General features: G+C 39.6%; 15 protein-coding genes. 9 read left to right on the top strand and 6 right to left on the bottom strand.

All coding sequences use genetic code 11. The features are described 5' to 3' along the window. Positions 1 to 3 precede the first annotated feature (3 nt). Positions 4 to 876 (top strand): SDR family oxidoreductase, encoded by an 873-nt coding sequence (locus M3226_RS08070; protein WP_251564214.1) that lies wholly within the window; start codon positions 4 to 6, stop codon positions 874 to 876. A gap of 288 nt (positions 877 to 1164) precedes the next feature. On the opposite strand, the gene M3226_RS08065 is transcribed toward M3226_RS08070, so the two are convergent. Both M3226_RS08065 and asnB read right to left on the bottom strand, forming a co-directional pair. Next, a complete protein-coding gene (locus tag M3226_RS08065) occupies positions 1165 to 2658 on the bottom strand; it encodes an alpha-amylase family glycosyl hydrolase (RefSeq protein WP_251564213.1) in 1494 nt (497 codons plus the stop codon). Positions 2659 to 2785: 127 nt separating this feature from the next. Further along, a complete protein-coding gene (gene asnB / locus M3226_RS08060) occupies positions 2786 to 4633 on the bottom strand; it encodes an asparagine synthase (glutamine-hydrolyzing) (protein ID WP_251564211.1) in 1848 nt (615 codons plus the stop codon). A gap of 238 nt (positions 4634 to 4871) precedes the next feature. Between asnB and M3226_RS08055 the strand changes: the two genes are divergently transcribed. Then, the gene (locus tag M3226_RS08055) at positions 4872 to 5435 is read left to right on the top strand and encodes a DUF2777 domain-containing protein (RefSeq protein WP_098532453.1); all 564 of its coding nucleotides are present in this window, start codon (positions 4872 to 4874) and stop codon (positions 5433 to 5435) included. Positions 5436 to 5471: 36 nt separating this feature from the next. Here M3226_RS08055 and M3226_RS08050 read toward each other — a convergent pair whose 3' ends face one another. Further along, positions 5472 to 6506, bottom strand: a complete 1035-nt coding sequence (locus M3226_RS08050) for a ThiF family adenylyltransferase (RefSeq protein ID WP_251564208.1) — start codon at positions 6504 to 6506, stop codon at positions 5472 to 5474. Between the two features lie 226 nt (positions 6507 to 6732). On the opposite strand from M3226_RS08050, the gene M3226_RS08045 reads away from it, so the two are divergent. Then, positions 6733 to 8562 (top strand): aldehyde ferredoxin oxidoreductase family protein, encoded by a 1830-nt coding sequence (locus M3226_RS08045; RefSeq protein WP_251564206.1) that lies wholly within the window; start codon positions 6733 to 6735, stop codon positions 8560 to 8562. Between the two features lie 43 nt (positions 8563 to 8605). On the opposite strand, the gene M3226_RS08040 is transcribed toward M3226_RS08045, so the two are convergent. The 3 genes from M3226_RS08040 to M3226_RS08030 all read right to left on the bottom strand — a co-directional run bounded on the left by M3226_RS08040 (position 8606) and on the right by M3226_RS08030 (position 9632). Then, positions 8606 to 8878, bottom strand: coding sequence for a hypothetical protein (locus tag M3226_RS08040; protein WP_251564204.1), 273 nt, complete (start codon positions 8876 to 8878; stop codon positions 8606 to 8608). A gap of 1 nt (position 8879) precedes the next feature. Further along, positions 8880 to 9152 (bottom strand): ubiquitin-like small modifier protein 1, encoded by a 273-nt coding sequence (locus M3226_RS08035; RefSeq protein WP_251564203.1) that lies wholly within the window; start codon positions 9150 to 9152, stop codon positions 8880 to 8882. Positions 9153 to 9272: 120 nt separating this feature from the next. Further along, positions 9273 to 9632 (bottom strand): YisL family protein, encoded by a 360-nt coding sequence (locus M3226_RS08030; protein ID WP_251564202.1) that lies wholly within the window; start codon positions 9630 to 9632, stop codon positions 9273 to 9275. 344 nt (positions 9633 to 9976) lie between these two features. Here M3226_RS08030 and M3226_RS08025 point away from each other — a divergent pair, with 344 nt between their 5' ends. The 6 genes from M3226_RS08025 (at position 9977) to M3226_RS08000 (ending at position 12041) form a co-directional block, all read left to right on the top strand. Then, on the top strand, positions 9977 to 10198 hold the full coding sequence (locus M3226_RS08025; RefSeq protein ID WP_251564200.1) for a spore germination protein: 222 nt from the start codon (positions 9977 to 9979) through the stop codon (positions 10196 to 10198). Positions 10199 to 10216: 18 nt separating this feature from the next. Next, complete coding sequence (locus M3226_RS08020; RefSeq protein WP_251564199.1) at positions 10217 to 10465, top strand: spore germination protein GerPB; 249 nt, start codon at positions 10217 to 10219, stop codon at positions 10463 to 10465. A gap of 110 nt (positions 10466 to 10575) precedes the next feature. Then, the gene (gene gerPC / locus M3226_RS08015; protein ID WP_251564197.1) at positions 10576 to 11193 is read left to right on the top strand and encodes a spore germination protein GerPC; all 618 of its coding nucleotides are present in this window, start codon (positions 10576 to 10578) and stop codon (positions 11191 to 11193) included. Beyond that, positions 11190 to 11396: a spore gernimation protein GerPD gene (locus tag M3226_RS08010; protein WP_251564195.1), complete on the top strand. Its 207-nt coding sequence runs from the start codon at positions 11190 to 11192 to the stop codon at positions 11394 to 11396. The genes gerPC and M3226_RS08010 overlap by 4 nt, the downstream gene beginning before the upstream one ends. Then, entirely contained in the window at positions 11377 to 11766 is a 390-nt protein-coding gene (locus M3226_RS08005) for a spore germination protein GerPE (protein WP_251564193.1), read from the top strand. Before M3226_RS08010 ends, M3226_RS08005 begins: the two co-directional genes overlap by 20 nt. Positions 11767 to 11822: 56 nt before the next feature. Next, positions 11823 to 12041, top strand: a complete 219-nt coding sequence (locus tag M3226_RS08000) for a spore germination protein (protein WP_101649170.1) — start codon at positions 11823 to 11825, stop codon at positions 12039 to 12041. Positions 12042 to 12075: the final 34 nt, after the last annotated feature.

The following is a 12075-nucleotide window of genomic DNA, read 5'->3' as shown; positions in this document are numbered from 1 at the left end:
AGAATGAGTAATAATCAAAACCAACAAAAACAAACCTTTCCACCACAGCATCAGAGTCACCAGCCTGGGGTAGAAAGTGAAATGAATCCACGCCCAGTTTCAGTTGATCCTAATTATAAACCGGGTGGGAAATTAGCGGGTAAAACTGCGATTATTACGGGAGGTGACAGCGGCATTGGAAAATCTGTTGCGATTTATTTTGCAAAAGAAGGGGCTGATGTCGCGATTGTTTACTTAGATGAACATCAAGATGCTGAGGAAACTAAGCAGCTTGTTGAAGCAGAAGGCCGCCGATGTCTCCTTTTCTCAGGTGATATTGGATCCGAAGATACCTGTAAGGATATTGTAGACAAGACGATTAACGAGTTTCAGAAGCTTGATATTCTCGTCAACAATGCAGCCGAGCAGCACCCACAAAAAAGCTTATTAGATATTACCTCAACACAGTTGGAAAGAACTTTCCGGACTAATATCTTTTCCTTCTTTTATATGACAAAAATGGCTTTGCCTCATTTAAAAAAAGGAGCATCCATCATTAATACGGCTTCCATCACAGCTTATCATGGAAATGAACAATTATTAGACTATTCCGCCACTAAAGGGGCGATTGTCTCCTTTACACGCTCATTGGCGATGTCCCTGGCAAAACAGGGAATTCGTGTGAACGGTGTCGCTCCCGGTCCGATTTGGACGCCCCTGATCCCTTCTACTTTTCCTGAGGATCAGGTTGCAGCCTTTGGAGGAAATACGCCGCTGGGCAGAGCGGGACAACCGCATGAGCTCGCCCCAAGTTACGTATACCTTGCCTCAGATGACGCCTCCTATGTTAGTGGGCAGATGATCCACGTAAATGGGGGAACTATCGTAAATGCGTAAGAAAAGCGGAAGCGCCTTGGTCAGCCCCGATCTAGGGCGACTTGTCGACTGGCCGGCGAAAGCAGGGTCAAAGACTAGTCGCCCTTAATGCGTACAGAAAGCGATAGCTTACTGTAGCCGAGCACAAGACGAGCCGGCCGAAAAGTTTCTCTTTAACCCTTTGGACGGATTGGCTTGTGACCCTCGTGGGGCTAGGCGCTGGAGCTAGACAATTTTCAAAGGCAAAAACTTTATACTACTTATCTCATAAAAAAATCGGCGGAACAACTTCCGCCGATTATTCTACTCTCATTTTTTTCCACGTTTAATTATGAATAATAAGAATATGATCGTTAAGATGACCACACCGACTAAAGCAGCAATAAAGGTAATGTTAATCCCGCTTTTATCAGCGAGGACATAGATTTCTGAATTGTCGCGATCTATGATAAGGATGTAATCATTCTTGTGACTGCGGACTAAATCTCCGCCAAGTAGACCACGAAGTTCCTTATCAGCAGCTAATTGCTTGTCTGTTAAAACAACCTTTTGTGATTTTGTGGAATTATTGATCGCAATAATCGCTGTTTCACCTTTATAGACACGCTTATATACAATCATCCCGCCTTTGTCATAAAGCATTTCCATGTTCCCTCTTGTTAAGGATGGAAGCTTATTTCTTAGTTCAGCCACCTTTGTTGTAAAATCAATCAGGTCCTTCTCGGTTCGGAAGTTCATTTGCCTGCGGTTATCAGGAACTTTTCCGCCTATTAAGGCAATGTCCGTCCCGTAGTAATAAATCGGAATTCCCGGGGTTGTGTACAGGTATGTCAACGCTGTTTTCCACCGTGAACCTGGATATTGCCGTTTATCCACAATGTCAGAAGTAAATCTTATCGTATACTCATTATCAAAAAAGTTGGCCATTAATTCTGGTTTGCCAACCTGTCCTGAAGCAGAGTTCAAATCAGTAAATGATTGATTGGTAGTAGCAAATGCCTTTCTTAATTTCTTACTTTGGGTATAATCAAACACGCTATCAATTCCCGAGCTTTGATATCTCGCGGCATCTATTGAAGCATTTTCTGTTGGAACACCCATTAACAGAAAGTCCTTCTTCTCTTTCTTTACAGCTTTTGAAAATTCAGTCCAGAAACTTAATGGCACTTGATTGACCTCAGGCAGGCTATACCCGTCAATATTCGTTTTGTTAATCCACCATTTTGCAGCATCAATCAGATATTTACTCACTTCAGGATTGTCCTGATTTAGGTCAGGCAAGCCATCTACCCAGCTTTTAGTCCCATTGTCCATATTCTGTTTTGGATGATACCAGTTCTTTTTGGATGGATCACTTACCCATGGATGATCGGCTGCGGTATTATTGGCGACAAAATCAATAATAACCTTCATTTTCCGTTTATGTGCTTCTTTCACTAGGTTCTGAAAGGTCTTAATTGTGCCAAAGTGCTCATCAGTTTTATAAAAATCCTTTACCCAATAACCATGATAGCCATTTTGGGTATTATCAACGATGGGAGTTAACCGAATCGCTGTAAATCCCATCTCATGTATGTAATCTAATTTGTCAATGATTCCCTGAAAATCACCGCCATTATACGCTAAGGGATCTTTTGCGTTTACATCCAAATCATTTTTTATATCCCCATCATTAAAGCGGTCTATCATAAGCGAGTAAATGGATTCATCCTGCCATAAACGGTTTTCTTTTTTTATCTCTGCATGGGCAGGAAGAGATGAGCACAGCAAAAAGGTTAATAATAAGAACGTTATTTTTTTCACGGCTTTTTCCTCCTTAAAAAAGGAAGAGGTAAGGATTCCTCTTCCAATAAACATTTTAATCTAATCCCGCTTTTATTCCAAATTTTAATAATTATTTTTAGATTAAGCGTACTTTAAAGATTAAAACCTAATTCACTATATTAATATCATAGTCCTTAAACCATGTATGGAACTGCACAAGATAGGCTAATAATTGCGGCCCTGTCATAAGCTGACCGAACCATGGCTCTTTGAATGAATTCCCGCCGGTCTCTACAATACTTTGGAGTTGGTCCTTTTGGAAAAATTCATGTAATACTGAAGATTTATCCTGTAATATCGTCTCCATCCATTTTTGTATAGCAGCTGTATATTCCGGATTATGGGTTTTTGGATACGGGCTCTTCTTCCGATAAAGAACCTCCTCCGGCAGGATTCCTTCAAATGCTTTACGAAGAAGTCCTTTTTCTCTGCCTCGATACATTTTCATGTCCCAAGGGATATTCCACAAATATTCTACAAGACGATGATCAGCAAATGGAACACGTACCTCAAGGCTGGCACCCATACTCATTCTATCTTTTCGATCAAGTAATGTGGTCATAAACCAAGTCATATTGATATAAAATAATTCTCTCCGCTTGGCTTCTTCAAAGCTTTCGCCTTCCAATTTTGGAGTTTCAGCTATGGCCTGTTGATACTGTTTCATACAAAATTCACTTAATTTTAGTTGATCCCGCCAATACGGCTTCAACAGATTTTGCCGCTCATTTACCGAACGCATCCAAGGAAATCCTGGCCGCTCTAAATCTTGTTTACGATGAAACCATGGATATCCACCGAAAATTTCATCGGCACATTCACCAGACAAACTAACAACAAAATCCTTTTTAATTTCTTTACAAAACCAAAGCAAGGAGGAATCGACATCGGCCATTCCAGGAAAATCTCTAACGGCCGTGGCCTCTACTAGGTCATGAACTAATTGTGCTTGTGAGATCGTTTTGTTATGGTGCTGGGTGGCGAACTTTTCTGTCATCATTTGAATGAACTTTCCATCTGCATCCGGCTGGAATTCATTCGAGGTGAAAAACAGGTCGTTTCCTTCATAGTCAATCGAATAAGTATGAAGCTGTCCCTTTCCCTGTTCTTCAAATCCTTTTGCAGCAATTGCCGTAATGATACTGGAATCGAGACCGCCAGATAAAAAGGTACATAGTGGTACATCGGAAACCAGCTGTCTTGTAACTGCATCCGTCACTAAATAGCGGACCTTCTCTGCTGTTTCTTCCACATCTTCTTTATGTTCCTCACTTTTTACATTCCAATAACGCCAAATCTTTAAGCCGTTTCGTGAAAAAGTTAAAGCATGGGCAGGCCGTAGTTCTTTCATTCCCTTGAAAATACCTGATCCCGGGGTTCTTGATGGACCTACTCCAAGGACCTCCGCCAGTCCCTCATGAGTGATTTCGGTTTTGATATCCGGGTGAGCTAAAATCGCCTTAATTTCCGAGGCAAAGATGATCCCTTTTTGGTGTTCTGTGAAAAATAACGGTTTGACCCCAAGACGATCACGTCCGATAAATAGTTGTTCCCTTTTTGGATCCCAAATGGCAAAGGCATATATACCATTTAAATGATTTACGCACTCTTCCGCCCATTCTATATAGGCTGTTAACAGAACTTCTGTATCAGAATGACCTTTAAAAGAATATCCTTTAGTAAGAAGGATTTTGCGAATATCTTCAGTGTTGTATAATTCCCCATTGTAGCAAATGGTGTAATCATAACCCTCTTTGTGTTTGGTCATTGGCTGTCTTCCGCCTTCAGGATCAACCACAATTAGCCTTTTATGTCCAAAACCGGCGTTTGTATCCTGCCATATATTTGTTTCATCCGGGCCTCTTTTTGCTAATGTATTCACCATTTTCACAAGGGTTTCTGTTTCGTTTTTTATCGCTTTATTAAAATCAACCCATCCTGAGATTCCGCACATTCGCATCTCACTCCCTTACAAATAGATATGAATAACTGAACAGGTATTACATGCTCTATACTATTCAGCCCAGATTAAATGGTTAATTGTCCTAATTAGAATGGTATAAATTGCCGCATGGAACGCGGATTCTTCTGGATAAAATTTTTATACTTACGTTTTAGAAATAAGCATTGTTTAAAAAGACAGGAAGATGTCAAAAAAGAAATAGGAAAGCAACTGTGTACGGAGGTTAGTGATGAATCGACAACAACGATTAAAACTATATGATTTTCAACAGCGGGCTTACAATGTAGGTACAGTCGAACAAATCAATGATCAATGGATTTTTTTCGATGAGGAAACCGAAGAAGCAACGATGTTAGATGACTTCGTTCATCAAGAAATTGAGGTCTTCCGGTTGAACCGTTGGAAGAAAGGGATATTGGGTGAACCCGGAAAAATTCACTGTGGGAAGGAAGCGATTATGCTTCGTGATCACGATACCATTAGAATGAGAAAACACTTGATTTACTCTCTTGAGCGCCTTTTGGATGGGGTGAATGATGACGCATTTTTCCAATTTGTTACGACACTAAATTCCTTAAATTTTTCGATTTATGATTGCATCTATTGTTATAACCATTTGTCTTTTTTATCGGACGAAAATCGAAAGGATGGGGTGAATTTTATGGTCTTTGACAATCAAGAGCAAATTTGTAATGTTCAGCATCATTTTTGCTACTTTGAAAAGGTTAATGATCGGTTTGAATTCACATTAAACACGGGAAAACGGTTAGTAATTGAAAAAATGATTTCTTAATAAGCAAAAGGCTGGAAACTCCCAGCCTTTTGTTTATTAACTCCCTAAATACTTCGCGTAAAGCTGTCTAGCTTTTACAATATCATTTGTACCATGAATAAGAACCCTGGCATCTCTAAAGATCACAATGGATACTTTTTCTTCATTCGGAGAAAAGCGAAGTAAAAATTCGTTAACCGTTACTTTTCCACTTCTCCGAAGGTTCTCTGCTGTCTTCTTTAACTCCAACTCTCTAGAACGCCTCGGGCTAATTTGCACCGTTTCACGCCCGCAAAGCGTGGTGTAAGCAACCTGATGACCCGAGGAACGGTCCAAAAAATCAAATTGGCCTTGTGCGCAAGCAGGGCAATTAGGATTATTCCCTTGTGAAATATCCATTTGCAGGGATGAATGATCCCAAATATCTATTTGTTCTAAATTAGGAGTGGTTTCTGCTCCTAACAGAAGCTTAATGGTTTCCACTGCCTGATAGGATCCGATGATATCGGTTAATGCTGATAATACCCCGACAGTATCACAGGTTTCTCCATTGCTGCTTGGAACGTTCGGAAAGAGACAACGGTAACAGGGAGTTACCCCAGGTTTTATAACAGCAAACATCCCTCGTGAACTTACTGCCGCTCCATGTACCCATGGAATCCTATACTTTACTGCCACATCATTAATTAAAAAACGGGTCATAAAATTATCAGTTCCATCAACAATTACGTCCATACCTGATAACAGATCCTCGGCATTGTCTAGATTTACATCAGCAATAACGGCGTCCACCGTAACAGAAGAATTGATACCCCTAAGCCTTTTTTGAGCAGCAACGGCCTTTGGAAGCTGCATGCGTGCATCTTCCTCCGTATAAAGAATTTGCCGCTGCAAATTAGACCATTCCACTAGATCTCGATCGATCAGCTTTAAGTACCCAACCCCAGATCGGACAAGATGATTGGCGATAACAGTTCCGAGTGCACCTGCCCCGATAATGGCAACGCGGCTTTTCAGCATTTTCCTCTGTCCCTCTTCACCAACCGCTTTAAAAAGGATTTGTCTAGAATATCGTGCTAAATCATCATTCATTGTGCTCCTCTTTTCTATTCCAATTCATGTCCAGCTGTAATAGGCTCATTTACTTTTATCTTATCAAATAATTATCAGCTACAACTAAAATTTTTAATTTTATTACAATTTAAAAAAGTGTATAATTAAAATTGGGTAATTAGCAAATTTTGGAGAAGTCTTTTAACTTTTTTAGTAAGAAGGTTAAGAGATTTATATAAAAAGAATAATAGAAAGAAGGGAAAATATGAGCATTGGCGGTTTCAAAAACAAAGAGGTTCTAGTGGATTTAACAAGTGGAACAGTAGATTACAGACCCATCAATGAAGATGATGCCAGAAAATACATAGGCGGCCGTGGTCTCGGTGTCAAATATGTATTAGATAACGGCCCAGAAGTCGAGCCATTATCCGCTGAAAACATCTTATGTTTTATGACAGGACCTGTTACCGGAACACGTTCATCCATGAGCGGGCGTCTTTGTGTCGTAACCAAATCTCCACTTACAGAAACGGTTACAGATTCTCACATTGGCGGTTGGACTGCTGCACGTTTAAAATGGGCCGGCATTGATAACCTTATTTTTAAAGGAAAAAGCGACAGGCCGGTTTACCTTTATATTGAAGATGGTAAAGCTGAACTCCGTGATGCTTCTAATCTGTGGGGGACAAGTACAAGAGCATTTATACAGGCTATGAAAGACCATTATGGTGAACAAGACCTAAGTGTGATGACGATTGGTCAAGCTGGGGAAAACACTGTTCGCTTTTCTTCCTTTATAAATGAACATGATCGTGCGGCCGGCCGCGGCGGTACTGCAGCAGTTGCTGGTTATAAAAAATTAAAAGCGATTGTTATTAAGGCAGCTCAAAAGGGAAATATGCCGGCTCCTAAGTTAGAGGCTGAATATAAAGAAGCTAATAAGAAAGCCGTTAAAGCAATCTTAGATGGCGGCTTAACAGCACCAAACAAAGGCGGCTTATCCGTCTATGGTACAAACGTGCTTACAAACTTAATCAACGAAGTGGGAGCGCTTCCAACTAAAAACTCGCAGCTAACTCACTGGGATGAAGCAGAAAAACATAGTGGTGAATATGTTAATACACACCTTCGGGTTGCTAATAAAACCTGCCATGCCTGTCCGGTTGGCTGTAAAATAGAAGTAGAAGTAAAAGATGGCAAGTACAAAACTCGGGTTGAGAGTGTTGAATTTGAATCTGCCTGGTCCCTTGGCTCTAACTGCCTTCTAAGTGATGCCGAGGCAATTTCTTATTTAATTGACCGTTGTAATGAATACGGCCTCGATACGATCGAGCTTGGTCATTGCTTCTCCGTAACAATGGAAGCATTCGAAAAAGGAATTATAAGTGAAGAATTAATCTGGGGCGATGCCGACTCCATGATTGAATTGACAAGAAAAATCGCCCTTCGTGAAGGTTTCGGCGGTATTCTTGCTGAAGGCCCTGCCCGTGCTACAGCTGCCTGGGGCGCACCAGAGCTTTCCATGTCGGTTAAAGGTCAATCTATTCCTGCATACGATCCACGAGGAATCCAAGGTATCGGACTTGGCTATGCAACAAGTAACCGTGGTGCCTGTCACCTACGCGGCTATACCGTAGCAAGTGAAATTGCAGGTATACCTGAACCAACTGATCGCTTAAAACCAGAAGGTAAAGGGGAACTATTAAAAGTATTCCAAGATATGCTGGCATTCTCAGACTCTATGAATATTTGTAAGTTCTCTTCATTCTCGGAAAACGCTGAGCACTATGCTGAGCAATACAGTACGATGACCGGCATTCCAATGACTGCTGATGATGTGATGAAGGCTGGGGAAAGAATTTATAATCTTGAACGTTACTATAATAACCTTGCTGGTTTCAATACACGCGAAGATGATTTCCTTCCAAAACGCTTTACAGAAGAACCCGCATCTGGGAACAGTGCAGGTCATGTAAGCCGGATGGATATTATGCTCGAAGAATACTATCAAGTCCGCGGCTGGAAAGATGGTCTAGTACCTGAGCAAAAGCTTCGTGAATTAGGCATTATCGATTCAGAAAGCCAGCTAGTCTAATATGAAAAAAGCATCTGCGAAAGTAAATTTCGCAGATGCTTTTTTATCCGCCTATCCTGGTTGTTTTATAACGATAATTCTTAATCACCCGCACTAGCGTATCCTCATCTTCTGCCATAAAACGGACCTTTACAGTATTAACTTTAAAGATCGCCGTAAATGAAATTTCCTCTTCTGATATGATTTGACCGCTCCACCCTTCGGCCTCATAAATATAAGGAAAAATATCAGTTACCAGTTTTGCCCCAAGTTCTTCAAAATACATACCGAGATGGTCTATGTTTATACCGCGAAACTCTAAATCTTTTTCTACCATCTCAACCACCGGCAACTGGTGGGAAGAGGGCAAATTGGTCTTCATCCTTTACGATCGTTTCGAGGTCATCTAGATGAATGATGTTCCTTCCATTTACATACACATGAACAAACGGAAGTAGCGTTTTTTCAGACGTAAAAATTTCAGCATGTAAATCCGGAAACATATCTACCATTTTTTCTAAAACATCGATTACGCGATTGCCGTCAGGTTTTACCTCTACCGTTACCCCTCCGCAAATTTGACGGAGATTCGCAAACACTTTTACTAGCATATGTAAATTCCCCCCTTTCATAAATATTAAAACCAAACTAACAAGTTGTCACTAATGAATCGTTGATCACCACACTTTAAATCAAAAAAGCCGCCGGAAACTCCCCGACAGCTTTTTTAATTATGGATGTAAAAATGACATTGGCAATTTTACAAATCCTAAATATAGGACTAGTAACCATGCAACAACAAACTGAATCCAAAAAGTAGAAGTTCTTCGTTTGTTAATGACTCGGCCAAGAATCATTTCGAATAATCCAATAACCCATAAACCCACAACCGCTTTTAAAATATACCATACATCAATTTTGTACACTGAGAAAAGAAGACCTACACCTGTGGCAATAATCAGCAGGTATAGTACTCTTAATATCATTTGAACAATTTTAGCTCCCTTTGCTTTACCGCTTTTAGTTAATGAAATTGTCACAAAAAATAAAATTAGAGCTAAAACCCACGCCGTAATATGTGCATGAATCACGAAAATTCCTCCCTATGTATGTGCTGCTCCACACTATCATACCATAGGAGTAGTTAAATTACGAAAATAAGTAAGGCAATCATCGTAACAAACTACTTAGAAATTACTTCCTACAGATGGTTGATGTTTTTGCACAACCGCTACCAACCTAAAATATAAATTCCCCCGTAAAGAATTAACCAGTCACTTATATAATAGAATAAACAGAACTGTCTAACAAATATAATTTAGGCAAATGATTCACATTACAAATGCCCAGTCATAAGATAATAAAGAAATTTTAAACGCTAACTCTAGATGCTATCTTTTAGGTGAAAATTTGAAAAGAAAAAAGGGTGTTGTTTATGCCAGCGATTGTTGGAGTTGCACAGGTTATCACACTGGGGAGCAGTTCTGTTTTTCACATTGGGGATGTATATAAAATAATGCCATTTGCTACTGCTAAAACATTTGCTGGTGCTGGTTCCTTTAACACCGGCGAACAATTAAACGTTCATAACCAATTAAGTTCAACTAATACAAGTGACCCAGATGTCATTGATCAAAACAATTTCCTGAATATGTAGTGATTGGGGGATTTAATAATGAATTTTTATATCCAGCAATCCATTCATATAAATTTCATTAAAATTGGAGGTATAACCAACTCCAGTGTTTTACAAATCGGCAGTGCTGGTATCATAAAACCTCAGGCCAATTTGTTTAATACAGGAGGGTTTACAAAACCTGCACCGTCAGGAATAAAGCCCGGAGGAGTGCCATTCTACCCATCTGGATCACAAATGTTATTAGCCCCTTCAGTACCTCTACAAGCAGCTGTTCGAACCTCTTAAAAAGGGGAAATAAAAACGTTATTCCCGTTGAACTTATTTAAATTATGCAAATCGAGTGTTGATTGTGCATATAGTTAAAAATAGGGGATTAAGCTTGTGAGGTGATTTATATGTATCAGGATTTGAACCAATATCTTCAATGGATGCAAATGTATATTCAAGCCCAAGAAAAAAGGATTGCTGCGTTAGAACAAGCCATCCAAAATTTACAAAAGGATTTCAAGCAGGTGAAAGAAAAGCCTACAATTCATGTAGATAGGATTGAATATAGCTTTGATCAATTGAAAGTAGAGACCCTCGAAGGCACATTAAATATTGGTTTAAATCCAAATGATTTGTCTAATATCGAAGACTTTGCTGTCCAAAACCAATCATTAAAATCACCAATACCTCCAAAAGAGCAAATGCAGAGATCGATAAAGATAGAAGAAGCCATTTATCATTATTTAGAAGCTGACTTACCACAAATAATTTTTGATGCTCAAAATAGGTTAGCTATTCAACCAAACGATTCATATCTAGCTTTTATAAAGGAAGATATTATTCGCCAGCTGCCTACCAGAATTGATCATCATCTAAAAGTTAACATTGGAAAAGTTCGGTCCGATGAAAATGATCCTTTAATTGATGAAATTGTCATTAACGCAATCAAACAGGAAATCCAAAATGGAGTTTGGACCTTTTTAAATAACCTGCCTGAAAATATGAAAGGAATGAAGCCAGAATGAATTTTGAAGTTTACAACCATATCCTTCATGTAGAAAACATAAAAGTTATCGGGGTTGCGAGCTCCTCCTTATTTTTAGTCGGCGATGCGGAGACCATTCAGTTGGCCTCTGTTTTTGACACCCCTCCTGAGTCTCTGATCATCGGACCTTTTGTTCCATTAGAACAGGACGTGACTCCAGGCTATGCTAACCCGAACCTCTAGTGTCGACACTTTTAAGAACATAATTCTTTCATTCTCATCAGTTATTCAACTTGGTGATTCCTGCATCCTGAATGGATTCTCTCGAGCTCTTGCCGTTCAAAGGGAAGCTGAAATATTTTTCGGTAACGAGGGAAACTTTCCTTCGTATTCCATTTTTAGAATGCCGCTCCAACTCCCTCCTATCAATGAATCTATCTCATTTATAAGACATAATCGAACTCCCATTATTAAAGCAAATAATATTAATATTACAGCCGTATCAAACTCATCTATTGTCCATATTGGAAACACAAAACATGCTTCAATGGAGGTAAGAATTAAACATATCCGCCAGCTTCTTCCACGCGGACATGAACAAGAAATAGGATAATGCATATGGTAATGTATGGCCCAAAACTGTAAGTTAAATAGTAAAGGATGTTTTTCATGCCAGCAATCCTTGGTCCAGTACAAATTGTTAATGTAGGCGGAGGAATTGTACAATTTGGTGATACTGTTTATATCTCCCCGAAAAGCAGTTCTAAAACGAATGCTGGCTCGGGTGCATTTAATACCGGAGGAATAATTGTGACGAATAACGGCTTAAGCGGCACCAATGTACTTGACACGAATCTGATTGATCAGCCTATAGCGGGTAATAACTAAAAATGACATAAACCACAATGGTCTATGTCATTTT

This window comes from Neobacillus cucumis, assembly GCF_023715505.1.
Note: the sequence above shows the minus strand (reverse complement) of the source record. Positions and strands in the feature narration are given on the sequence as shown.

Coding starts and splice junctions, on each gene's coding strand:
- M3226_RS08070 (WP_251564214.1), top strand. CDS start 4: ATGAGTAATAATCAAAACCAACAAAAACAAACCTTTCCACCACAGCAT.
- asnB (WP_251564211.1), bottom strand. CDS start 4,633: ATGTGCGGAATCTCAGGATGGGTTGATTTTAATAAAGCGATAAAAAAC.
- M3226_RS08055 (WP_098532453.1), top strand. CDS start 4,872: ATGAATCGACAACAACGATTAAAACTATATGATTTTCAACAGCGGGCT.
- M3226_RS08050 (WP_251564208.1), bottom strand. CDS start 6,506: ATGAATGATGATTTAGCACGATATTCTAGACAAATCCTTTTTAAAGCG.
- M3226_RS08045 (WP_251564206.1), top strand. CDS start 6,733: ATGAGCATTGGCGGTTTCAAAAACAAAGAGGTTCTAGTGGATTTAACA.
- M3226_RS08040 (WP_251564204.1), bottom strand. CDS start 8,878: ATGGTAGAAAAAGATTTAGAGTTTCGCGGTATAAACATAGACCATCTC.
- M3226_RS08035 (WP_251564203.1), bottom strand. CDS start 9,152: ATGCTAGTAAAAGTGTTTGCGAATCTCCGTCAAATTTGCGGAGGGGTA.
- M3226_RS08025 (WP_251564200.1), top strand. CDS start 9,977: ATGCCAGCGATTGTTGGAGTTGCACAGGTTATCACACTGGGGAGCAGT.
- M3226_RS08020 (WP_251564199.1), top strand. CDS start 10,217: ATGAATTTTTATATCCAGCAATCCATTCATATAAATTTCATTAAAATT.
- gerPC (WP_251564197.1), top strand. CDS start 10,576: ATGTATCAGGATTTGAACCAATATCTTCAATGGATGCAAATGTATATT.
- M3226_RS08010 (WP_251564195.1), top strand. CDS start 11,190: ATGAATTTTGAAGTTTACAACCATATCCTTCATGTAGAAAACATAAAA.
- M3226_RS08005 (WP_251564193.1), top strand. CDS start 11,377: ATGCTAACCCGAACCTCTAGTGTCGACACTTTTAAGAACATAATTCTT.
- M3226_RS08000 (WP_101649170.1), top strand. CDS start 11,823: ATGCCAGCAATCCTTGGTCCAGTACAAATTGTTAATGTAGGCGGAGGA.